Below are 24,612 nucleotides of genomic sequence, written 5' to 3' on the forward strand. Positions count from 1 at the left end.
AATATGAAATGAATAAAACAGTGTTAGTTACAGGGGGCACAGGATTTATTGGTAGTCATGTTATTGAACGACTATTAGAAGATAAATTTGATGTTATTCTACTAAAGAGAAGTTATTCTGATGTTTGGAGAGTTAAAAATATTCTAGAATATATACAAAGTTACAATATAGATGAAATTAAATTGGAAGATATATTCAAAAAAGAAGATATAGATTCAATTTTCCATATTGCTGCATATTACAAGAAATTCCATTCTTCAAATGATTTAGATTCCCTAATTTCTTCTAATATAACATTTCCTGTTAAATTACTTGAATTATCAAATGAATATAATGTTAATCATTTTATAAATACTGGAACATTTTTTGAATATTCCAATAAACCATTACCTGTAACTGAAGAAAACACTAAAACGCCATTTAATTTATATGCCATGACAAAGATAGTTTTTGAAAGTATTCTCAAGACATACGCCACTAAAAAAGAAATTAAAGCCACTACTTTAAATCTTTTTTCTACTTATGGCCCTAAAGATAATGAATACAAATTATTTCCTCAACTAATTAAAGCAGCACTTAAAGAAGAAGAAATAAAATTGTCACAAGGTTTTCAAAAGCTTGATTTTGTTTATGTAAAAGATATTGCCAGTGCATACATGCAATGTATGAATAATATGGATTCATTACCCAATTATGATGCCATAAACATTGGAAATGGTTTTCCATATAGCATCCGGGAGATTGTTTCTGTAATAGAAGAAATTTTAGGTAAGCCCATTGGAAAAATATGGGGAAATCCAGCTGAAGAAGAGATTGATATAACATTTGCCAGTAAAGACAAATCTAGTAGCATCCTCAAATGGGCACCAAAATATTCCTTACATAATGGATTGAATGAAACTATAACTTATTATCGTGATGAATATGATTTATAAAAATGAAAATTTACTTAAAATCCCTGGAATTAAGGGCAAATATATAAAAGATGTGGAAATTAAAGCATTAAAAAGAATTCCAGATGAAAGGGGCAGCATATATCACATGTTAAGGAGTGATGATGAAATTTTTGAAGATTTTGGTGAAATCTACTTTTCTTCTGTATATCCTGAAGTGATTAAAGGCTGGCATATCCACAAAAAAATGATTTTAAACTATGCTGTAATACATGGAATGATAAAGTTAGTTCTTTATGATGACAGAGAAAATTCAAAAACACACGGTAATTTAATGGAAATTTTCATAGGAGAAGAGAATTATTTACTTGTTAAAATACCACCAAATATATGGAATGGATTTAAAGGAATAGGAGAAACCAAAGCAATAATTGCTAATTGCGCATCAATTCCCCATGATTCAGAAGAAATATCAAGAAAAGATCCATTTACAACAGATATACCTTATGAATGGAAGAAAAAACATGAATAAAACCTTGATTAGACTATAGCCTATAATTGATATGGATAATTTAAATTATATATTATATGATAAAAGAATTCATTTACAATGCCAAAAATAAGAGATATGGTTAAGATTAATCCAGTTTTTAATTTTTATGGTAAGGGAATTTAAATGTTCAAATTTAGATATAATTTACTTGCTATATTTCAAATTTCTCTACTGTTTTTAAATACAGTTATACTAATTAGAGTTTTTGGAGCTTCTTTTCAGACCGATGCTTATCTAATTGCCAGTTCCATAATAGAAGCACTTGGACTAATTCAGCTAATGTCAGTTGAACAATTTATGTATTTCTATCATGATTTAAAGGTAAAAAGTGTGGAAGAAGCTTATAAATTTTATAATTCATCTTTAGTTTTTTCTATTGTAGTTGGAATAGCCTTTTTTGCTATTTTATTTGTAGGAATTAACTATATCATAGATATATTTGCATATAACATAGATCCACAACGTTATATTGTTTTAAAAGATGTTTTAATCATTTTGATAGTGGGCATGATTTTTAATTCAGCTAATTTTGTAAACCAGAGATTATTAAATGCTGAAATGAAATTTTCAATTCCATATATATTAGAAGGGATCTTTCCTCTTTTTATTTTAATATCTTTAATCTATATTCTAATTTCAAATAATCCTAACATCGAATTTTTAGCTTATGCACGTGTTTTAGGTATTATTATAGCATTTATTTTAGGGTTAGTTATCATTAAAAAGTTAGGAATTCCATTTAAATTAAGATTAAGACATCCTATGCTTAAAAGCTTTGTAAAAAATAGTTTTTCCATGAGATTTGGGCATAATATTCATAATCTTTTCTTTAATCCAATAACTACTAACATATTATCTTCATTACCTGTTGGTTATGCTTCATTATTTTACTATGCCCAAATGATTGTTATTGCAGTTAATTCAATGGTTTTAGGTCCTTCAATCCGAGTTTTGTATTCTAAAGTCTCAAATTATTGGGCAGAAGATGAAATTAATTTGATCAAAAAATCGATAAAAGATTATTTAAGGATTTATATTCCTTTATTTGTAGTGGCTTTGATCTTAACCTTTTTTATTATCCCAACAGCTCTTAATTTAATTAGTTCAGGTACATTAAGTCCTGCAGATATTGAGTTAATTAAATACATATTTGCTGGATTAGCAGTATGGTATTTGATTATAATGATTGAATCTGCTTTTGTATCTGTTGGAGTGGCATCTAAAAACAGCGTGATATTTATAACTACCAATACAATTTTTATAATAATTTTCTTTAGCCTTTCATTTCTACTTAAAAATGATATTGGAGTTTTTGCAATTCCAATCGCGGCTATTATAGGTCAAATAATAAACTTTATATTTTATAGTACATATGGCCTGAAATTACTAAAAATTAAGATTAGGGGGAGAAACCATAAACCCAAAAATTAGCATTATAATACCCACATTCAATCGAGCTAATTATTTAATTAAAGCTGTAGAAAGTGCTTTAGCTCAAGATTATATTAATTTAGAAGTTATAGTGTCTGATAATGATTCTAAAGACGAAACTAGTGAAATAATGAAAAATTTCGTGGCCGATGAGAGATTTAAGTATTTTAAAAATGAAAAAAATATGGGAATGGTTGCTAACTGGAGAAAAGCAGTTTATGAACATGCCGAGGGAGATTTTTTCCTAATACTTTCTGATGATGATTATTTTATGGATAATAAGTATATTTCAAAGGCAGTAGAATTAATAGAAATTGATAATAACGTAGTTATAGTGTATGCTAACGGTTATTTGTTATATGAAAATTTAAACAAATATATGAAGCTTGAATTACCGTTTAGTGGTATTGAAGATGGTAAAACTATATTTTTAAGCAGGCAGAAAGTCAATCCTCAAGATTTTACATTGTGTAACATTTTATTTGATAGAAAATTAGCTATGGAGCTAAATGCATTTTCTAATAATTATAATATCTCCTGTGATTCTGAAATCTTTCTTAAAATGTGCTTATATGGAAAAATTGGAGTAATAAATGATTTTGTATCTGTTTATTTAATACATTCAAGTAATTTGATAGATAAACAAAAAACAGATTTCAATATGCTAATCAATAATTTAGACTACATTTTTGAGCCTTACAAATTAGCTCAATCGTTAAATGTTATTTCAAAAAATGATCTGAAAAAATGGGAAGATGAAGTAATTGTGCCCATAATTACAATAAAATTAGTTGAGATATTAATATTCCATAAAGAAAAATATGAAGATGCATTGGAAATATTAGATAAAAAAAATCATGATGCACTTCTAAAATCCCAAAAAACTTTAAAATTAAGGATGTACACCATTTTATCCAAAATTAATATGGCCAGATTTATTTATAACCTAATTACATTATTAACAAATCAAAAAAGCTAAATAAATTAAATAATCAAGATATTAGTGCATTAACATGTCGATTTTAGTAACGATTGGAATTGTGGCCAAAAATGAGGCGGAAAATATAGAAAAGACATTAGAAAGTGTTATAAATCAAAATTTTAGAAAATGTGACGCATTTTCTAACCTTTCGGAAATCAAAGATTTCCGATTCCCAAACGTAAAGCGTTTAAGGCCACTAAAATCAAAGATTTTAGAGGATTTTGATCATTCAAAGTTTGAAATAATCGTTGTGGACGGTAATTCAGATGATAAAACTCGTGAAGTAGCAGAAAATGTTTTAAACTCTTCAAATATAAAATATCAAGTTTTAAATGAAAAAGATTTTGGTTTTTATGGGTTATGCTTTGCAAGAAACATTGTAATTGATAATGCCAGCTCAAGCTCTAAATATATAGCTTTTACAGATGCAGATTGTATTGTGGAGGAAAATTGGCTGCAAGAATTATTATTAGAAATTGAAAATACTGGAGATAAGGTTGCAGGAGCTGGAGGGCCGAGATTAGTGGCCTTAACAAAAAACAAAAAAGAGGTTGTTATTAACCATTATTTAACTTCATTTATTGCATCTGCAGGTAATCCTGCATTCTCTAAAAGAGATGTTAAATTTTTAGACAGCATTCCTAACTATAATTCAATCTATAAAAAAGAGATAATCCAAAAATTTAGATATGACGACAGTTTAATCATATCTGACGATAATGAACTGAATTACCGGCTTAAAAAAGCAGGGTATAAATTTGTTTACGGCAAAAATGCTGAAGTTTACCACGGTGAAACTGATTCAATAATGGAATTTGGAAAAAATATGTTCAATTATGGAGTTAATATAACAAACACCATAAAAAAACATAGGATATTTAAAATAAAGCCATTTATTTCATTAATATTCTTAATTTACCTTATTTTTATTATACCATTATATTTAATCATTGGTTGGCTTATTTTAATTCCATTAATGCTTTATTTCATTCTTGCAATACTTACTTTTGCAGAAATTTTGTTTAAAACAAAAACTGTTTATTCTGTAATTGTTTTTTTATTAATGCCCATTCAACATGTGTGTTATGCATATGGAATAATTTATAATCTTTTATTTATTAGACCTGTGCATAAAAATAATAGTTAGAGTATAGAATAATTGAAGTAAAGTTAAGTTATATGTTTTTAAATGGTGAAGAAATGATATATTTTAGAGGTTGTGTTGCAAGGGAAAAGCTTAATAAAATATCTGAAGCTACAGAAGAGATATTGAATCATGCCAATATTGATTTTAAATTAATAGAAACTGAAACATGTTGTGGATCATTTTTACTTAGAACTGGCTTTGTAGATGATGCAAAAGAAGTAATGGAAAATACATTAAATGAGATTGAAGGAGAGAAAATAATTACTTCTTGTGCAGGCTGTTATAAAACATTTAAAGAAGATTATCCTGAAATTTTAGGTGTCAAGCTGGATGTTATGCACACTTCGCAGTTTTTCAGCGAATTAGTTGATAATGGAAAGCTTGAAGTTGAATATTTAGATAAAACTGTTACTTATCATGATCCATGCCATTTAGGGCGGCATCTTGAAGAATATGATGCTCCGAGAAATATTTTAAAAAAAATTGCTAATTTAGTTGAGATGAAAAGAAATAAAGAAAATTCAAGGTGTTGTGGTGCTGGTGCAGGAGTTAGATCTGCACATCCTGAAATAACAGAAAACATTGCAAAAATGCGCATAAATGATTTAGAAGAAATAGACGCCAAAATACTTGTAACATCATGTCCTTTCTGTATATTAAATCTTGAATCTGCCTCAAAAAATGTAAAAATCTTGGATTTATCCCAAATAATTCTAAATGGATTGAAATAAATAATATCAATCATTTAATTTGATAATTCCTTTTTGGAGTATAAAAATGGATGAAAATAAATTAAAGTCAATGCAAAAATCATTCAAAATACTTGAAGATCGTAAAAAAAAGCTTTTATTAGGTGATTCTACGCGAATAGAAGGGCTTAAAGAGTATGTGAAAGAAATACGTAAATATAGTATAAATAATCTTCAAGAACTCATTGAAACTGCCATTAAAAACTTTGAAGAAAATGGGATAGAAGTTATATATGCTGAAAACTCTAATGAAGCTTTAAATGAGATTTATAATATAGTTAAAGATGAAAAAATTATAGCAAAGTCTAAATCAAACACTATAAATGAAATTATGCTTTCAGAGTTTTTAGAAAATAAGGGAATTGAACTTGTAGAAACAGACCTTGGAGATAGAATAGTACAGCTTGATCCAGAAAGTAAAGGACCTTCTCATCCTATAGGCCCTGCAGCACACCTGAATATGGAAAAAATTGCCCAAATAGCTTCAAAAAAATTTGGAGTAAATGTTAAACCAGAAGCAAGACCTATACTGGATATAATTAAAAATAATGTTTTAAAAAAAGTTTCTAAATGCAATATAGGATTAACTGGAGCTAATACTGTGGCTGCTGAAGATGGATCAGTGATTGTGGTGCATAATGAAGGAAATATCAGTTTAGTTTCCATGAAAGATATCCATATCGTTGTTGTAGGTGTTGATAAGTTAGTAAGGACTATTGAAGAAGGTATAAGTCTGGTGAAACTTGAAACAATATTTGCAACTGGAAAAACAATTCCCGCATATATAAATGTTATATCTTCACCATCAAAAACTGCAGATATTGAACAGATTCTCTTAAAAGATATGTATGGTGCAAAAAGAGTTATTGTGATACTTTTAGATAATGGCAGAACTAAAGCACTTAAAGAATATGATGAATGTCTTTTATGCATCGGATGCGGCAGTTGTATTGTCGCATGCCCTGTTTATAATGTTACAGGCTATGAATTTGGATACAAAGGATATTTAGGCGGTAGAGGTGTATCATTCAGCTATTTTATAAAAGATAATGAAACATGCTTTGATTCAGGACTTTTTAAATGCACTGAATGTGGTTTATGCACCATTGAATGTCCCTTAAATATTAAAACAAATAAAATGATTGAAAAACTAAGAGAAAACTCTGTAAAATCTGATATTTATCCAGAAAAACATGGTGAAACTGCAAAAAAAATTAAAAAAAATGGATCACCTTTTTAAGCTTGCAAATAACTTTAGGGATTTTTTAAAAAAATAGTTGAGTTGAAGGAAAGAGTTTAAATAATTTAGAGTATAATTTTTTACAAAATAAGAATTTAAATATTAATTTATAAATATTAATTTAATTATCAAGATGATAAATGGAGGTATATGCTTTGCTTCTCTTAATAAGTCCAATAAACACTGAAGAAGCACACGAAGCCATTGAAGGCGGTGCAGATATAATTGACGTTAAAAATCCAAAAGAGGGATCACTCGGTGCTAATTTTCCATGGGTCATTAAAAGTGTGCGAGAAATGACTCCCAAAGACATGCTTGTAAGCGCAACATTAGGTGATGTTCCCTATAAACCCGGTACAGTGTCACTTGCTGCCCTTGGTGCGTCAGTTTCAGGCGCTGATTACATTAAAGTAGGGTTATACGGCACAAAGAATTATGATGAAGCCCTTGAAGTAATGGAAAACGTTGTAAAAACTGTTAATGATTATAATGATGATGCTATTGTAGTTGCATCAGGATATGCTGATGCTCATCGAATTGGAGCAGTAAATCCAATGGAAATACCAGAAATTGCTGCAGAAGCCGGTGCAGACTTAGCTATGGTAGATACTGCAGTTAAAGATGGTAAAACACTCTTTGATTTCATGGATGAAGAAATGATAGCCAAATTCAATGATGAAATCCATGATTATGGACTTAAATCCGCACTTGCAGGATCAGTAAAAAAAGACCAGCTTTTAACATTACATCAGTTAGGATGTGATGTTGTAGGGATAAGGGGAGCAGCATGTATTGATGGAGACAGAAACTCCGGTAAAATTCATAGAAGTGCTGTTAATGAATTGAAGAAAATGATAGAAAACTTTTAATTCCCTAAAATACAAAAAATTAAGAAATTCAAAATTATTTTTTGATCAATTAAATATTTGATCAAACACTCAAAACTAATGTCATAAAACAAAAAATAAGTTTTAATAGCATTCAAATTATGATTTTAAAGCCGTAACATATGTTTAATGGCTTCTTAAATTTATGGAGGTATTTTAATGTACTCAAAAAAGTTAAAAAATGCTCCAGATGGTTATACTTTCGATGATTTTTTAATAGTGCCTTCTGCATCATCTGTTGAGCCCAAAGATGTTAATATTAAAACAAAGATTTCCAGAAATTATTCTATTAACGTTCCTATAATAAGTTCTGCCATGGACACTGTCACCGAATCATATATGGCAATTGCTCTTGCTCAAGAAGGAGGATTAGGAGTTATACACAGAAATATGACCATAAATGAGCAGGTAAATGAAGTAAAGAAAGTAAAACAATCTGGTGACCTCACAGTTAGAGATGTAATAACTATCAGTCCTGATGAATCCATTTGTGAAGCTAATCAAATTATGGACATGGAAGATGTAAGCGGACTTCCTGTTGTTGAAGATGAAGTAGTTATAGGGATAATAAGTAGAAGAGATATAAAACCTATCATTAACTCTGATTCAGAAAAGAAAGTAAAAGAAATAATGACTGAAAATGTCTTAACAATCCCAGAATCCACAACTCCAGAGGATGCATTAGATATAGCTTATGAAAATAAAGTAGAAAGACTTCCAGTAGTTAGAAACAATAAATTAATGGGAATTGTAACTGTACGTGACATATTAGAACGTAAAAAATTCCCGAATGCATCAAGAGATAAAAAAGGGAAATTTATTGTGGCTGCAGCAGCAGGACCATTTGATTTAGAACGTGCCATTGCACTGGATGATGCAGGAGCAGACATAATCGCTATAGATGTTGCACATGCTCATAACTTGAATGTTGTTGATGCTGCAAAGACTATTAAAGATAATATTGAGGCTGATTTAGTTGTTGGTAATATTGCAACTGCTAAAGCTGCAGAAGACCTGATTGCAAAAGAAGTGGACGGACTTAAGGTAGGTATTGGCCCAGGATCCATCTGTACAACAAGAATAATTGCAGGAGTCGGTGTTCCTCAGCTTACTGCAATATCTGATGTTGCAGATGTAGCAAAAGAACATGAAATCCCAGTTATAGGTGATGGAGGTTTAAGATTCTCTGGTGATATTGCAAAAGCCATAGCAGTTGGTGCTGATGCTGTAATGGTAGGAAGCTTACTTGCAGGAACATATGAATCTCCTGGCGATGTTGTAATTATGAATGGAAGAAAATTCAAACAATACCGCGGAATGGGGTCATTAGGTGCCATGACTGGAGGAGTAGGTGCAGGAACAGACCGTTACTTCCAGGAAGTTAAAGGACCAATGAAACATGCAAAATTAGTTCCAGAAGGTGTAGAGGGAGTTGTACCATACAAAGGACCTGTAAATGAAGTTTTATTCCAGTTAATTGGTGGCCTTAAATCTTCAATGGGTTACTGCGGCGCAGAGGATATTCAAAGCATGAAAGAAAATGCAAAGCTTGTAAAAATCACTTCAAGCGGAATGACAGAAAGCCATCCTCACGACATGACAATAACCAATGAAAGCCCTAATTATCCTACAACACGTTTGATGTAGGGTAATTCTGCTTTATTTTAAATATCTAAAACTAATTTTTTTTATTTTTAAAGGAATTCCAATGAAATCAATAATAATCCTTTGCGGTGGAAAAAGCCAGAGAATGGGTAAAGATAAAGGATCCTTATTATTAAATAAGAAGCCAATGGTTCTCCATGTATTAAATGCCATAAAAGATATTGCTGATGAGATTATACTGGTTTTAAGAGAAAACACACAAGTTGAAAAATATAAAAACTTACTAAAAAATGAGAATATCCAATTAAAAATTGTTACAGATAAAATTGAATCTCAAGGACCACTTGTTGGAATTTTAACTGGTCTTTTAAACATTAAATCCGAGTATGCTCAGATTTTACCTTGTGATTCGCCGTTTATTTCTAAAAATTTTGTTTTAAAGATGTTTGAAATTATAGAATCTAATGATTTCGATGCTGTGGTCCCAATATGGAATGATGAGCATATTGAACCGCTACATTCAATATATAAGAAAAATGTCATTGAGATTATTGAAGATAGTTTAAAAAATGAACGAAGAGACGTTAATTCTTTAATTAACAGTTTGAAAATCAAATTTGTTGATGTTAATGAGCTTGACCAAACTACTCAAAGCTTCCAGAATATAAACACTATAAATGAGTTTGAAAATATTTGAAAGAATTTATTTTATCTTTTTTGGAAAATTTTAAATTATATTTATCCTGTTTTTTTGTTTAGTTGTATTTATTCATCTCATCTACTTTTAAAAATGTAATAAATGGATTTTATAATAAATTACACTCAAATACTGGCTGTTTTTGCTTATGTGAATATAGTAAACAAAGGTAACCCTCAAAATTCTCAAAAATCATAGCTACAAAAAACTTCGTTTTTTGTGTATCAAAATCAAAGATTTTGAATGATTTTTGGAAGTTAGAAATTGAAAATCTTCGATTTTCAAATTCGCAACGAAAGTTGCGAAAAATGCGTAGCATTTTCTAAAATTCTACGAATTTTGGGGCATCGAAAATCGATGTTTTTCGAATGGTATATATATTATTTAATCTAATATATTATTGACTCAAAATATGAGGCCGATAAAATGAAAACAAAAAGAAGATATAAACATAGGACTATTTTAGATAGGAAAGGTTTGATTGAAAGAATGCTTGAAGACACTTCAAAAACCATTGATTCTATAAAATACGACCTTGAAAAGTCGATTGTGGATTATACCTTTGTTCCCGGCAAAGATATAATTGAAACAGATGAAGATGTCATAGTACATATAGACCTTCCAGGTATCAAAAAGAAGGATATTGAACTTAGAATAACCGAAACTAAAATTCGAGTTAAAGCAAAGTTCGATATAGAGCTGGAAATCGAGCAGGGAAGTTATATAACACTTCATGATCGAAAATCAGGTGTAATGAGGAGAACTGTAAGGTTCCCTAAAAAAATCATACCTAACGAAGCCGAAGCTAAATTCCAAGATGGTGTTCTAATCATAGAAGCTCCGAAACTGGAAAAAGAAGAAAGCTTTAACCTGGAAATCAAATAATTATTTAACTTAATTTATCTTTTTTTATTTTAAATTACTTTTTTTAAATCCAAAATTAGAATTAACTTTATTAAACTTAAGATATTATATTTCCATTAATGACTATGAAAATTGCAGTTATAATAGGAACAAGGCCAGAAATTATCAAAATGGCCCCAGTAATTGATGAGATGGAACAAAGAAATGTTGAATATGTCCTGATTCACACTGGTCAACACTACGATCATGAAATGTCTAATCAGTTTTTTTTGGATTTAGAATTAAGAAAACCTGATTATAATATTGGTGTTGGCTCTGGATCTCATGGAGAACAAACTGCCGATATGATTAAAGGTATTGAAAAAGTATTATTAGCTGAAAATCCAGATTTAGTTCTTGTTCAAGGAGATACTAATGCAGTACTTTCTGGAGCAATTGTAGCATCCAAACTCCATATCCCAGTAGGACATGTTGAAGCTGGTTTAAGATCATATGATAAATCCATGCCTGAAGAAATAAACAGGGAAATTGCTGATGTCTGCTCAAAGATGTACTTCGTGCCTACTGAAGAATCTGCAATTAATCTGCTTTTTGCCGGTATAAATCCTAAAGACATTTTTATAACAGGAAACACTGTTGTAGATGCATGCATGAGAAATTTAAAAATCGCTACTAAGAAATTAGACACTTCTTTGGAGATAACTGCTGGTGAAAATATTTTAGCACTTACAATGCACAGGGCAGAAAATGTTGATAATCCCCAAAGGCTCCAAAATATAATAGATGCATTAATTGAGCTTAATGAATTCACTATAATCTTCCCTGCACATCCCCGAACCATTAAAAATCTTAAAAAATTTAATTTACTTGAAAAATTAGAAAATGCAGAACATATTAAACTTATAAAGCCAATAGGCTATCTTGATTTCTTAGTTCTTTTATCTAATTCTAAATTTGTAATGACTGATTCTGGAGGCATACAAGAAGAAGCCATTACTTTAAACGTGCCATGTATAACACTTAGATACAATACTGAACGTCCTGAGACAGTTAAAGCTGGTGGAAATATACTTGTAGGGGCAGAAAAGGATAAAATGATAGATACAGTTAAAAAAATCTTAAGTGACCAGAATCTATATGATAAAATGAGTGAAGCTAAAAATCCTTATGGAGAAGGAGATTCATCAAAGAAGATTCTTGACTCAATTTTTAAACTTTATGATGAAAATAAGCTAAAAATAACCGTGCCTGATGATATAATGAAGGTTAAAAGTCGTAAAATTCTTAAAATTAAGGAAAATATTGATGTTGCTGAATTTGAAAAGAAAAATAAGGGTACAACTGTAAAAATGGTCTTTGAAAAGAGTAATGTTTTATATCCTTATGATTATCTTAATTTGAAGGACAAAACTGTTTTAATTGATGTTTTAAAAGAAAAGTAACATCAGATACTCAATAAACCTTTGTATAAATGTTACTGTTATATCAATAAAAAAAATAATTTCATTGTGCATAATGAATTAAATAATTATTTTTAAGATTAAAGATCATAACAACCTAAAATTAACCTTATAAATTAAATTAGCAGCTTTTCTAACAAGTCTATCCAATAAAGTGTAACTTAATTGTCTTGTTGGAATTTTCCAATCTAAAGATTTAAGTAATTTTCTTCTATCTGATTCTATTTCTTTTATCTCCATGAACAAACCATCTCTAATTGCTAACAATTTGAATTTAATTCCTGAAGGACCTTTTAATATAGAATATCCCCATGTAAGTATTTCTGTCATGATTAAAGAAGGAGATATAATTAAATATTCCCTCCAAGTTAAATATCTCCTTAAAATGATGTATCGGCCCTTTTCAAGGTGGTAAAGCTTTTCTGGAGTAACAATGAGTGTGTAATCATGATAAACAACAGAAGTTGGAACATATAACACATTTAATCCTTTGGCTTTGCATCTCCATGAAAGTTCAGTGTCTTCCATGTAAATAAAGAAATTCTCATCAAAACCGCCAATATCCTCGAAATTATCTTTTTTTAAGGCAAAACAAACACCTGAAAGCCCATTAACAAACTCAAAATCATTGAAACATTCAGGATTATCCCCTAAACCTCTTGTAAATGCTAAACCTGTAAAATGCTCCTTATTTCCACATGTGTTAATTTGATTCCCATTATAATAAAGAATTTTAGAGGTTGTGATTAAATTTTCATCTTTTTTTAAGGGTTTTAATACTTCATGAATGGAATTTACCTTAATCTTTGTGTCTGGATTTATTATAACCATATATTTGCCTTTAGCAGTTTTAACACCTAAGTTGATTCCGCTGCCGTAACCAGTGTTTTCATGGTTTTTAATTAGTTTTATTTGTTTAAAGTTTTTTTGAATGATTTCTACGGTTTTATCAGTTGAATTATTGTCAACAACGATGATTTCTAATGCTTTTTCTTTAATAAGTGATTTTAAGCATTCTTCAATGAATTCCTGGTGATTGTAGGTTACTATTACAATGCTGGTGTTTGAAGTTAGGGACATTTATATCTCCAGAAGTTTAAACTAATTGAATATCATATAAAATTTAATTTAGTACTTTGTGACAATAATTATTATTGTTTTTAAACCCAAGAAGTATAATTAAACTGTATAAAAATATAATTTATTGAATTAGCTATAAGTTGAAGAGAGTTCTATTGATTCTTAAAGCTTATATAACGGAGCTTAAATGAAAATTTCAGATAATCTTTTGAGAATTCCTGGCTTGAATCGCATCATATCCATTTTAGGTATTGATAAAGCAATTTTTTACACTGTTGTTGGTGTTATATGGTCTTCACTTGCCGGAATTTTATCAATATTTTTTATTGTGAATTATCTTACTCTTGCAGAACAGGGTTACTGGTATACATTCATGAGTTTAGGTGCGCTGGCTACTTTTGCTGAGTTAGGTTTTACTACTATTATTACGCAGTTTATTAGCCATGAGTATGCTCATCTGGAAGAAAAAAATGGAAAATTAGAAGGGGATGAAGATAAGCTAGATCGAACTGTTTCCTTGGTTAAATTTTCTTTTAAATTTTATTTGATAATCACATTGATAGCATTTATTATATTATCCACAATTGGAGTTATCTTTTTAAAAAGCTTCACCAATAATTACCAATTACTCTTAGCATGGGTATTATACTCTTTCACCGGAGCGTTTCTATTATTGGTTTCTTTATTTGGAGCAGTTTTGAAAGGATTTAACAAAGTAGAGAAGGTACAAAAAATAATTACCTTAGCTGGTTTTGTAAGTACTGTTTCAATTTGGATCGCCCTTTTTGCTGGCCTAAATTTGTGGTCCTTAGCAGTAGGTGGATTCGTGAACATCGCATTCAGTATGCTGCTCTATATTTCATCTTCCCGGAGTTTATTAGCCCAAATACTCCATGAAAATGTCAAGGGATATTATAATTGGCTTAAAGAAACCCTACCCTTGCAGTGGAGATATGCCATAAGTTGGGCATCAGGATATTTTATCTTCCAATTTATTGTTCCAGTAGCCATGTTCTATGCTGGTGCATCTATAGCAGGCCAATTAGGAATGTCTCTCGTGATGGTTCGTGCTGTTCAGAGTATGGCTGGTTCATGGGGAATGACCAAAGTACCCCAATTAAATATATTTGTTGCCCAAAAGAAACGCCAAAGCTTAGACGGATTATTCAAAACTCTCCAATGGCAAAGCTTATTAGTTTATACTTTAGGTTCTTTAGCATTACTCTTATTAATGATCTTTATATTTCCCATCATCAATTGGAATGTAAGAATACTACCCATAGGGGAGAATGTAATTTTATTCATTGCTGAAGGAGTTAATTTGATCATCTTCAACTGGGCTTTCTTTTTAAGATCCCATAAACAAGAACCTTATGTTAAGATATCTTTTTTAAGTGCCGTATTGACTGCTTTTGGAGTTTGGCTGAGTTATTACTTATTCTCATCAACATTACTGGCATTATGCAGTTTCTTAGCAGCACAGCTGATTATTTTAATTCCTGCTCGAAGAATTCTTAAAATCAAAAGAAAAGAATATGATGAGGGTAAGATAGGATATTAATATGGTTAAAGCTAAGATCAAAGGAGAGAATATGATCGAAGAAAACCTTGAAATTCTAATAATTACTTATAACCGAGCTAAAGATCTGGAGAACACATTTAAACAATTGATGGAGAGTCCTTTTTCTAATTGTAAGATTACTGTGCTAGATAACTGTTCTACTGACAAAACACCTGAAATATGCACTAAATATCAGCAAATATTTGAAAATATGCACGTTGTAAGACATAAAAAGAATATTGGGGCAAATCCTAATTATTTAAGAGCCGTCGAAAAATCTGAAGCTATTTATACCTGGGTTCTTTGTGATGATGATATATTTGATTTTAGTGAATGTGATGATGTTTTAGGAGAAATTGAATCTAATACACCTGATATTATTATAGTTACTTCACATTATCAATATGGATGGGAAAAAGGCCTTAAAACTACTAGCAATGAACTAATTAGAAAAGGTTCAAGATATTATCATACATTAAGTTTTATGCCTGCCATTATTTTTAAAACAGAGTTATTCGATTCTAATTGTATTCATAAAGGATATTTTAATGTATCTAATCTATATCCTCACTTTGAATTTATTAATAAGTCAGTAGAAGAAGATTTTAAAGTTTATGTATCAAAAAAGGGAATTGTTGAACCGGGTGGTTTTAATCAAAGAATCCATTTTTCAGTAATTCACTGGCTTGTAGTATGGATGAACAGCTGTTTAACTATAAAAAATAAATATATACGTAAAAGAACTATATATGACTCTCCTCTTGATGGAGGTTCATTCCTGCTATTTGTAATAATTTGGATTATTATGGAGAAAAAATCAAAAAATAAGGACAATAAAGATTTTATTAGATTCATTTCCGCGTTTATAATAGCATTTGGTCTGAATTGGTATATATTTGCACTGGTTCTGATAATACCATTCATGATAATCCCTTCAATTTTTTATAAATTTTTCCTTAAAAGTTTCGCATATTTTAAATATCATGTATTAAAAAAAGAACGTCCTCATAAAACAGATTTACAAATAGATGAATTTAGATATTAATTATTAAAAAAATTTAAAATTATTTACACTGAACTTTTAATAACATAGAAACCCCTAATCTATCACATTTAATCTAAATATAATTACTCTTAAGGAAATTCAAAATGAATCCCAAAGTTTCAATTATCATACTCAACTGAATGTCTAGAAATGATACCATAAATTGCTTAGAATCACTCTATCAAATTAATATACTATTTTAACATAATATTGTTGATAATCATCTGTTGATAATTCCATAAAAAAGATCAAAAAAGAAAAATCAATTATTGAGTAGAAAATATGACCAGAAAGCAGAAAAAATATTCTCAATCCCACAAATTAACAACCCAAATTAATCCAAATGTTTTTATATTAATTAAAATGTTAACTAAAATATTAGATTAAGCTAGTTTGAGAGGCAATAATGAATTTAAAAGTATTAAATTTAAAATCCATGGACAATTATGGAAAAATATTAATATTTATGATTTTAATAAGCTTATTAATCAAATTAATTATGATTGATCAAGGCATGAATATTTTATTAAGTAAATTCCTGGAGGATGATGCATTTTATTATTATTCATTGGTTTTAAACATTATTAATGGACAGGGCATCGTTTTTAATCTTGGAATTCCAACTAACGGATTTCATCCAATTTACGCTTTGATTTTAATTCCAGTTTTCTATTTTACACATTCTTTTGGTGATTATGTACCGGTTTATATTTCTTTGGTAATTTTATCATTATTTAATGTTTTAACTTCAATTTTTTTGTATTTAATAGTAAAAAATTTGTTTAATAAGGAAGCTGGATTATTAACTGCATTTATATGGTTATTTAACCCTGAAATCATGTTTATAACATTAAAGGGGATGGAAGTTCCCATTCAAATATTTTTCATATCTATACTTACTTACTATCTAATAAAATTAAATTTAAATGAATTAAATATACGCAATTCGGTTATAATAGGTTTTTTATTAGGAATCATCTTTTTAAGTAGAATGGATGGTTTTTTCTTAACATTAGGAGTTATTTTAGCTCTTTCCATACGATTTATAAAAAATAGGAGTATTGATTATTCCTGGCAATCGAATAAAATAAAGAGTATGGTTGCAATCCTTATTTCTGCATTTATAACTGTTTTACCATGGATATTATACAATATTCTCATAGTAAAACAGTTGTTGCCAGTAAGTCTTGCAGCAAAGAACATAATACGTTCAGACCAAGCTTTACATGTTGGTTTATATAATAATATTTTAACTACTTTTTATCCATCTCTTGTTCTATTGACACAGTATTTTTTCTTTTTCATTCAAAAAAATGTGTTTAATTTAGCGATTTTATTATTAATCCTTATAATTTTTTTATTACCCCCTTTTTATTTAGTATTAAAAAAAGATAATCCCTTTATTAAAGTAATTAAATCTTTAGATTTTTTAATTTTCTCAATAATAATTTTCTACCTTTTTTACTTTTTCTACGGAATTATGTTTAGAGAGTACTATTATCTATATACTTATTTCATTTTTACCATATTTCTCTCCATTGCATTAATAAGACTCTTCCAAATTTTTAAAATTAAAAAAGTTAAACTGAGGTATGCATTAATAATTTTATTATTAATATTTACTTTCATACTTGGAGGAATCAATAGATATGACTATGGAAATTTAAACCCGATTACTTTTGAAGTAATTAACTATATTGATACAAATATATCACCAGATCAAAATATAGGCAATTTCAATTCTGGCCTATTAAACTATGGTACTGGGCGTGACTTTATAAATTTAGATGGAATGATGAACCCAGAAGCTTATAATGCTCGAAAAGCAGGAATGTTAGAAGATTACATAATGAAAAAAAGAATTAAATACATCATTGATATGCCTTCGTCAATTAAAGGGATAAATAATGATAAAATAAGTCTTCAATATATAAAAACATTTAAAGGACAGAAATATGGAGAAGATCTCGTTTTGTATAAATTAAATTATTGAGAAATTCAATATTAAATTTTAATGAACAATTTAAAAATTAGGAATATCGAAAATGAATCCAAATGTAACAATTATTTTATTAAACTGGAATGGATGGACTGATACTATTGAGTGTTTAGAATCACTATTCCAGATTGATTATCCTAATTATAACGTAATTATTTTAGATAATAACTCCCATGATAATTCCATAAAAAAAATTAAAGAATATCTGGGAGGAAATATTACTGTTAAATCATCTTTTTTTGAATATATAAAAGGTAATAAACCACTAAAATATTCCGAATTCACCAAAGAAGAGGCTGAAAAAAGGAACATGAATTTAAATGATTTAAACCTCTCAAAAGTCGTAATAATAAAAAATGACAAGAATTATGGTTTTGCTGAAGGAAACAATATTGGGATTAGATTTGCCTTAGACAAATTAAATTCGGATTATGTTATGCTTTTAAATAATGATACGGTGGTCAATGCCAATTTCTTAGACATATTGATAAAATCAATTGAAAATGATAATGAAATCGGAATAATTGGTCCGCAAATCAATTATTACAATGAAAAAGATAAAATTCAGACTTTAGGTTGGAATATCAATTGGAATAAAGGAAATGGGCGCCCCACTGAATATTCACCTGGAAACTTAATTGAAGTTGATTTTATTGGGGGATGTTCCCTATTATTTAAAAGAACGTTGATTGAAGAGGTAGGTTATTGGGATAAAGAATATTTTGCTTATTGGGAAGATATTGATTTCTGTTATAGAACTAAAGAAGCAGGTTATAAGATAGTATGTAATCCTCATTCAAAAATATGGCACAAAGGATCAGTTTCCACAGAGAAAATTACTGGTTTCAATGTATTTTATAACACTCGAAACAGATTCTTGTTTATGAAAAAATACGCTACAAAGAAAAAATACAATATATTCAAATTATATTTCTTCTTATATGAATTCTGGCGTACCGCCGCATTATTTGTTATTACCAACAAATTAAGCGAATTATCATGTTATTATAATGGAATTAAAGCTGGATTAAGAAAATAAGAAACAAATTAAAAAAAATAAAGGAATATATAAACAGTGATATAAGCTATTAATATAACATTATAGAAAATTTTAGATTTAATATGAATATGTGGACGAACGATCATGATTGAAGAAAAACTGGAAATCATTCTTATAACCTATAATCGACCTAAAGACCTTGAAAACACATTAAAACAATTACTTAAAGGTCCATTCGTTAATTGTAAGTTCACAGTTATAGATAATTGTTCTACCGATGAAACTCCTGAAATATGTTTAAAATACCAACAACTATTCCCCAAAATGAGAATAATAAGAAACAAATTAAACATAGGGGCCAACCCAAACTACTTACGAGCAGTGGAAACTTCCAATTCTCTTTATACATGGATACTGTGTGATGATGATAGTTTCGATTTTTCTGACTGCTTAGATGTGATAGATGCTATCGATTCAGAAAAACCTGATATTATTATAGTGACATCTCACTTTCAACAGGGATGGGAAAGAGGGCTTTTTACATCAAGTAGAAAATTATTAAAAAACGGTTCGAGGTATTATCATACATTAAGTTTTTGGCCAGCAATTATTTTCAAAACAGATTTATATGATTCTAATTGCATTCATAAGGGCTATTTTAATGTGCCTAACTTATATCCTCATTTTGAATTTATTAACCATTCCATAGAAGAAGACTTTAAAGTTTATGTTTCAAAAAAAGAAATAGTTAAAAATATAGATGAGCATCACCCGGGATTTCCCCTTTTACACTCTACTGTAGGTTGGATGAACAGTTGCCTCCTAATTAAAGATAAAGAAATCCGTAAACAGACCATCTACTTTAAGGAAACTTATCCTGAGATAATTGAATATTTTTGTGTAATTATATTGATAGAAAAATTGAATAATAGAAACATCTTTAATTACATTATACAGTTAAAAAACGCATTTATCCTAAACTTTGGATTAAGTAAAGACCTTTTTATTTTGTTATTAATCTATATATTTGCTTTGGCGCCTGCTTTTTGTTATGAACTGGTTCTAAAAGCTTATATGATCAAAGATAAAGAAAGAACTGAAAGATTCTTAAAAGATATCAGAGGAGAAAGCAGTGAAAATAAATCAATTTTCCGTTATTGAATTTATTTAAATAATTATATTCTAATAAAGCTATGTTTAATAAAAACAGTTGAATTATAGTTTAATGGTTTTTTTTAGAATGGAAAATATTGGGATTTAAATCAGCTTGAAAATTTTATGTGGAGATACTATGAAAAACATATTTAATCGTGTGAATAAATATTATTTGCTACTTTTTCTAGCATTAATAATTTTTGCGTTCCTTATATTGTATATCTGGAAATTTACCGCTGATGATGCTTATATTTCATTTAGATATGCTCTTCATTTAGTCCAAGGTTATGGATTAATATGGAATATAAATGAACCACCTATTGAAGGTTATACCAATTTTCTATGGGTTTTACTATCTTCTATTGTGATATTTTTAAAATTAGATCCTGTAATATTCACCAAAATTTTGGGTATTAGCTCCGTAATATGGATTGTTTTTGTATATTGGGTAATAGCAAAGGATATGTTTGAAGATAAAAAGTTAATTATGCAAGTATTCTGTATTTCATCAATATTGCTCTTAGTTAACCCTGCTACTACGATTCACGCCGTTTCCGGTTTGGAAACAATGTTTTATTCATTACTAATACTAATTAATATGTTTTTAGCATATAAATTAATTTTATCAGCCAATAATAGGTTATTTTGGCTTTTTGCATGTGTTTCATTAATTTCCAGTATTGTTCGACCAGAAGGAATTCTCATCTCTACAGGATTATTCATATTAATCTACATTACTGCCTTAAACAAAAATGATGATATTAAAAATAAGATAAATCAATGTTTACCTTTTATTTTGGGATTTATAATACCAATTGGAGTATATATGCTATTTAGAATCTTATATTTCCATGAATTGTTCCCTCTTCCATTTTTGGTAAAATCTGTATCAATGGGAGGATTATTTAGTGGGATAGATGCATTGGGTTCTGCTATTAAATATATTGCCCCATTTGCAATAATAATCATCCTATATCTACTGAAAAATGTGGAATTGGTCTCTAAAAAGATTCTTAATTCAAAAATAGGTGTTTTAATCATTACAATGTGTGTTACCATCTTTTTTGCAGATGTTTTATATATTTTTTCTTTCCTTTTAATGAATTATGTTCAAAGATTTTATTACCCCTCTTTTGTGATTATATACATAGTTACAGCAATTTTCCTGGTTCTTTTGATTAATGAATTGAAGAATACTAAATTAAATGAATTATATAATAAAAAAACCAGTATTTTAGGATTTTTAATTGTTTTGCTCCTCTTATCTTCCAATTTAAGTTTTGTATTAGAAGTTCAAGGTCTGCATCATTCTGCAGATAGATTCTCATCATCATATATTCCACTGGCACATGAATTGAGTTTCGTTTCTTATGATAATTTAACATTTGCAAGTGTAGATGCCGGTTCTTTACCTTATTTTTCAGGATGGAATCATATTGATATTTTAGGGTTGAATAATAAATTCATAGCTAAAAATGGAGTTGGAACTGAAGAATATATAGAAAAAAATCGTCCGGATTTGATACTTTTTATTTCTACAGATAATAAAACAATCAATAGCAAAGAACAAGTACCATTCCTAGAATTTGCTAAAAAAAATGGATATATTCAGCTTCCATCTATCAAATATTTAGATAATTATTATCTAGTACCTTTTTTGGATCCAAAAACAAAAGATTTTAATAAAATAAAAAACAGCTTAGAAAAAGTTAGTAAATCATCTTTCAATTGATTTAAATGATTAAAATTTTTATTTATATTATCTTTTTATAAATATTAACTGTTTTTTCAGATATTTTATCCCAATCAAATTCTTTTGCTCTTTTTTCAGCATTTAAACCCATTTTATCTCGTAAATCCTGATTTTTCAGCAGATTTATTATTTTTTGGGCAATATCTTTTTCATTTTCAGATTCAAATAGAATACCTGTGTTTTCGTCAACTAATGATGGAATATTACCTACATTGGAAGCTATTACTGGTTTTCCACAGGCCATAGCTTCTAAAATGGTAATTCCAAATGATTCATACCTTGAAGGAACTGCACATATGTCCACGGATTTAAAATTAGAATATTTTTCTTCTCCAGAAATGTAGCCCAGAAAATCGATATTATTTTCTAAACCCAATTTTTTAGTGAGTTTCCTTAGATTTTCTTCCTGGGATCCTTTACCTGCAATATAAAAGTGAATCTCAGGAATATCATCTTTAATAATATTAATTGCTTTAATTAATGTGTCAACACCTTTTATTTTTTCTAATAACCCTATATAAATTATTGAAGGGTGTATAACTACTTTAGATGAACTAAAATTATCAATTTTTTTACAGTCAACCCCATTAGGCACAACATACACTTTTGCTCTGCTTAATTTGCCAATCTCTTTTTTCATTACCTCAGAACATACAATAATGTTTTTAGCTTTCCTAAAAGCATATTTTTCAAGTAAATATGAAATAAATCCTCCAATGAAGTTTAAACCTTTATTGAATTTATATTCTGTAGCCATTATACCGTGAACAGTTATTATAACCGGATATTTTTCAGGTATTGCTCTGCTAATGTAGTTATAAGGATAATGAGTTCCTTGAACATGGACAACATCAGGATCTATTTCTTTTATCTTGTTTATAACATTTTTAGCATCAAATGGAATTGTAAAAAGCATTGGAAGTCTTGATGACCTTTTAATAAAGTGAATATTCAAATTATTTGATTTAATGTCTTCGTTTCTATCTGAAAAAGTTATAATATGGGTTTCAACAGAATTTTTAGAAATTGCTTTGGCTAAATGATAAACATGTGTTTGAAGACCGCCATATGGTGAATTTAAAGAATAATCGCTTACAATCACTACTTTCATAATATAAATTCCTTTAATAGTTTATTTGAGAATATTTTAACAGGATATAATCTAAACATGAATATTTAAATATATAATACTCCATATGAATTTTATATAATTATATTAATTGATCTAACTTTATCTTTATGGACAAATATATTATTGTACATCATCAAAACCCCTTTAAAAATTATTTTACTTATTCAATGAGATAACAGCTTTTAATAATGAGGATATTCATGTTTAATCTAAAAAATATCAATTATTTGAAATTAATTTATTTATTCCTTTTTATTCTAAGTTTATTTGAAATCTACAACGTTGCTGCGAGCACTAATAACAATACATGGTTCTTAGTTCTCCTTTTTAAAACTAATATCATATATTTACTTTATTCCGTTATTTTCATAGTTGGTTATATCCTTTTATTCACAAAGATGGGCCAAAAAGTTTCAAATAACCCGAAATTTAGTATTTTACTTTTAGTATTATTGATAATTTTATCTGTAACTTTAAACTATTTAGGGAATATTCCTTCTATTGATCAAAATATTGACTATGATGATGCCTTAGAAATATGGATTAACCATCTTTTTTCATTTCAATATCCATATGACGCATTAACACAACTTGGACAACGAATTACTCCTTTTCCTTCCTTACCATTATATTCCATACCATTCTATTTATTAGGAAATGTCGCTTACCAGGATTTCATAAATCTTTTTATAATACTCTTTGTTATATGGAAATTTTCAGATAATATACTGCAGAGGAACTTTGGATTAATATCACTTTCAATTAGCACACCTTTTTTAATTTGCCTTTTAAGTCACTCATATCACATAACCCTAGCATCATTTACAGCTTTAGGCCTCTATTTACTCTTTAAAAACCGTTTTATATGGGGAAGTGTTATTTTTGGGTTGCTAACAGCATCAGTAGGTTATATCTGGTTTACAATACCTACTGTAATATATTATATTTTTAAAAAAGGAACATCTCAAAATTTCAAGAAGTCCTTATTTATTATAATATTGATCCCATTAATCATTGTTTTGCCATTTATTATATGGAATCCTGACATATTCTTCCATTTCGCCCCATTAGCTGCAGTAAGTGGTAGATTAAGCGCTTTTAAGTATTTTGATGTAATTGTTGCTTTAGCTCTTGCTATAATCTCTTTAATTTCTTATAAAAAGACAAACAATTTATTTTTCTCGGTTTTCATAGGATATTTAATATTTGAATTAATATTACCCTTACGTTCCATGTTTTTACTGGCATTATCTGCAATATTACTTGGAGTATATATGGATAAATTAAAGATTGATACTAACAAAATAAGTGATCAAAGTCAATCGGATTAAGAAATATAAAATATTAAATAAAATACTAAATATTATTCTCGTTATCAC

General features: G+C 28.6%; 21 protein-coding genes. 19 read left to right on the forward strand and 2 right to left on the reverse strand.

Features of this window, described 5'->3' with window-relative positions:
- Nucleotides 1–8 precede the first annotated feature (8 nt).
- The 12 genes from HZC47_08045 to wecB all read left to right on the forward strand — a co-directional run bounded on the left by HZC47_08045 (nucleotide 9) and on the right by wecB (nucleotide 12,490).
- Nucleotides 9–935 carry an NAD(P)-dependent oxidoreductase gene (locus HZC47_08045; GenBank protein MBI5680827.1) on the forward strand — a complete coding sequence of 309 codons (927 nt, stop codon included), beginning with the start codon at nucleotides 9–11 and terminating at the stop codon, nucleotides 933–935.
- Entirely contained in the window at nucleotides 925–1,425 is a 501-nt protein-coding gene (locus HZC47_08050; GenBank protein ID MBI5680828.1) for a dTDP-4-dehydrorhamnose 3,5-epimerase family protein, read from the forward strand. Before HZC47_08045 ends, HZC47_08050 begins: the two co-directional genes overlap by 11 nt.
- A 144-nt stretch (nucleotides 1,426–1,569) precedes the next feature.
- Nucleotides 1,570–2,877: a hypothetical protein gene (locus tag HZC47_08055; protein ID MBI5680829.1), complete on the forward strand. Its 1,308-nt coding sequence runs from the start codon at nucleotides 1,570–1,572 to the stop codon at nucleotides 2,875–2,877.
- The gene (locus HZC47_08060; protein MBI5680830.1) at nucleotides 2,861–3,856 is read left to right on the forward strand and encodes a glycosyltransferase family 2 protein; all 996 of its coding nucleotides are present in this window, start codon (nucleotides 2,861–2,863) and stop codon (nucleotides 3,854–3,856) included. Before HZC47_08055 ends, HZC47_08060 begins: the two co-directional genes overlap by 17 nt.
- Before the next feature lie 34 nt (nucleotides 3,857–3,890).
- Nucleotides 3,891–5,006: a glycosyltransferase gene (locus tag HZC47_08065; protein MBI5680831.1), complete on the forward strand. Its 1,116-nt coding sequence runs from the start codon at nucleotides 3,891–3,893 to the stop codon at nucleotides 5,004–5,006.
- A 53-nt stretch (nucleotides 5,007–5,059) separates the two neighbouring features.
- Nucleotides 5,060–5,737: a (Fe-S)-binding protein gene (locus tag HZC47_08070; GenBank protein ID MBI5680832.1), complete on the forward strand. Its 678-nt coding sequence runs from the start codon at nucleotides 5,060–5,062 to the stop codon at nucleotides 5,735–5,737.
- Between the two features lie 46 nt (nucleotides 5,738–5,783).
- The gene (locus HZC47_08075; GenBank protein MBI5680833.1) at nucleotides 5,784–6,995 is read left to right on the forward strand and encodes a lactate utilization protein; all 1,212 of its coding nucleotides are present in this window, start codon (nucleotides 5,784–5,786) and stop codon (nucleotides 6,993–6,995) included.
- Nucleotides 6,996–7,150: 155 nt separating this feature from the next.
- A complete protein-coding gene (locus tag HZC47_08080; GenBank protein ID MBI5680834.1) occupies nucleotides 7,151–7,864 on the forward strand; it encodes a (5-formylfuran-3-yl)methyl phosphate synthase in 714 nt (237 codons plus the stop codon).
- Nucleotides 7,865–8,041: 177 nt separating this feature from the next.
- Nucleotides 8,042–9,529 (forward strand): IMP dehydrogenase, encoded by a 1,488-nt coding sequence (gene guaB, locus HZC47_08085; protein ID MBI5680835.1) that lies wholly within the window; start codon nucleotides 8,042–8,044, stop codon nucleotides 9,527–9,529.
- A 61-nt stretch (nucleotides 9,530–9,590) separates the two neighbouring features.
- Entirely contained in the window at nucleotides 9,591–10,184 is a 594-nt protein-coding gene (locus HZC47_08090; GenBank protein ID MBI5680836.1) for a molybdenum cofactor guanylyltransferase, read from the forward strand.
- A gap of 426 nt (nucleotides 10,185–10,610) precedes the next feature.
- Nucleotides 10,611–11,069 carry an Hsp20/alpha crystallin family protein gene (locus HZC47_08095; protein ID MBI5680837.1) on the forward strand — a complete coding sequence of 153 codons (459 nt, stop codon included), beginning with the start codon at nucleotides 10,611–10,613 and terminating at the stop codon, nucleotides 11,067–11,069.
- Nucleotides 11,070–11,173: 104 nt separating this feature from the next.
- Nucleotides 11,174–12,490, forward strand: coding sequence for a UDP-N-acetylglucosamine 2-epimerase (non-hydrolyzing) (gene wecB, locus HZC47_08100; protein MBI5680838.1), 1,317 nt, complete (start codon nucleotides 11,174–11,176; stop codon nucleotides 12,488–12,490).
- Between the two features lie 105 nt (nucleotides 12,491–12,595).
- On the opposite strand, the gene HZC47_08105 is transcribed toward wecB, so the two are convergent.
- A complete protein-coding gene (locus tag HZC47_08105; GenBank protein ID MBI5680839.1) occupies nucleotides 12,596–13,588 on the reverse strand; it encodes a glycosyltransferase family 2 protein in 993 nt (330 codons plus the stop codon).
- A gap of 187 nt (nucleotides 13,589–13,775) precedes the next feature.
- Here HZC47_08105 and HZC47_08110 point away from each other — a divergent pair, with 187 nt between their 5' ends.
- The 6 genes from HZC47_08110 to HZC47_08135 all read left to right on the forward strand — a co-directional run bounded on the left by HZC47_08110 (nucleotide 13,776) and on the right by HZC47_08135 (nucleotide 22,080).
- Nucleotides 13,776–15,149, forward strand: coding sequence for a hypothetical protein (locus HZC47_08110; GenBank protein MBI5680840.1), 1,374 nt, complete (start codon nucleotides 13,776–13,778; stop codon nucleotides 15,147–15,149).
- Nucleotides 15,150–15,180: 31 nt separating this feature from the next.
- A complete protein-coding gene (locus tag HZC47_08115) occupies nucleotides 15,181–16,194 on the forward strand; it encodes a glycosyltransferase (protein ID MBI5680841.1) in 1,014 nt (337 codons plus the stop codon).
- A 406-nt stretch (nucleotides 16,195–16,600) separates the two neighbouring features.
- The gene (locus HZC47_08120; protein ID MBI5680842.1) at nucleotides 16,601–18,187 is read left to right on the forward strand and encodes a glycosyltransferase family 39 protein; all 1,587 of its coding nucleotides are present in this window, start codon (nucleotides 16,601–16,603) and stop codon (nucleotides 18,185–18,187) included.
- A 52-nt stretch (nucleotides 18,188–18,239) separates the two neighbouring features.
- Nucleotides 18,240–19,232 carry a glycosyltransferase family 2 protein gene (locus HZC47_08125; protein ID MBI5680843.1) on the forward strand — a complete coding sequence of 331 codons (993 nt, stop codon included), beginning with the start codon at nucleotides 18,240–18,242 and terminating at the stop codon, nucleotides 19,230–19,232.
- A 105-nt stretch (nucleotides 19,233–19,337) separates the two neighbouring features.
- Complete coding sequence (locus HZC47_08130) at nucleotides 19,338–20,354, forward strand: glycosyltransferase family 2 protein (protein ID MBI5680844.1); 1,017 nt, start codon at nucleotides 19,338–19,340, stop codon at nucleotides 20,352–20,354.
- 130 nt (nucleotides 20,355–20,484) lie between these two features.
- Nucleotides 20,485–22,080, forward strand: a complete 1,596-nt coding sequence (locus HZC47_08135) for a hypothetical protein (GenBank protein MBI5680845.1) — start codon at nucleotides 20,485–20,487, stop codon at nucleotides 22,078–22,080.
- A gap of 22 nt (nucleotides 22,081–22,102) precedes the next feature.
- On the opposite strand, the gene HZC47_08140 is transcribed toward HZC47_08135, so the two are convergent.
- The gene (locus HZC47_08140; protein MBI5680846.1) at nucleotides 22,103–23,212 is read right to left on the reverse strand and encodes a glycosyltransferase family 4 protein; all 1,110 of its coding nucleotides are present in this window, start codon (nucleotides 23,210–23,212) and stop codon (nucleotides 22,103–22,105) included.
- Nucleotides 23,213–23,631: 419 nt separating this feature from the next.
- Between HZC47_08140 and HZC47_08145 the strand changes: the two genes are divergently transcribed.
- Nucleotides 23,632–24,564, forward strand: coding sequence for a hypothetical protein (locus HZC47_08145; protein ID MBI5680847.1), 933 nt, complete (start codon nucleotides 23,632–23,634; stop codon nucleotides 24,562–24,564).
- The last annotated feature ends 48 nt before the right edge of the window (nucleotides 24,565–24,612 follow it).

The sequence above is a fragment of the Methanobacterium sp. genome, assembly GCA_016222945.1.
Lineage (GTDB): Archaea > Methanobacteriota > Methanobacteria > Methanobacteriales > Methanobacteriaceae > Methanobacterium_D.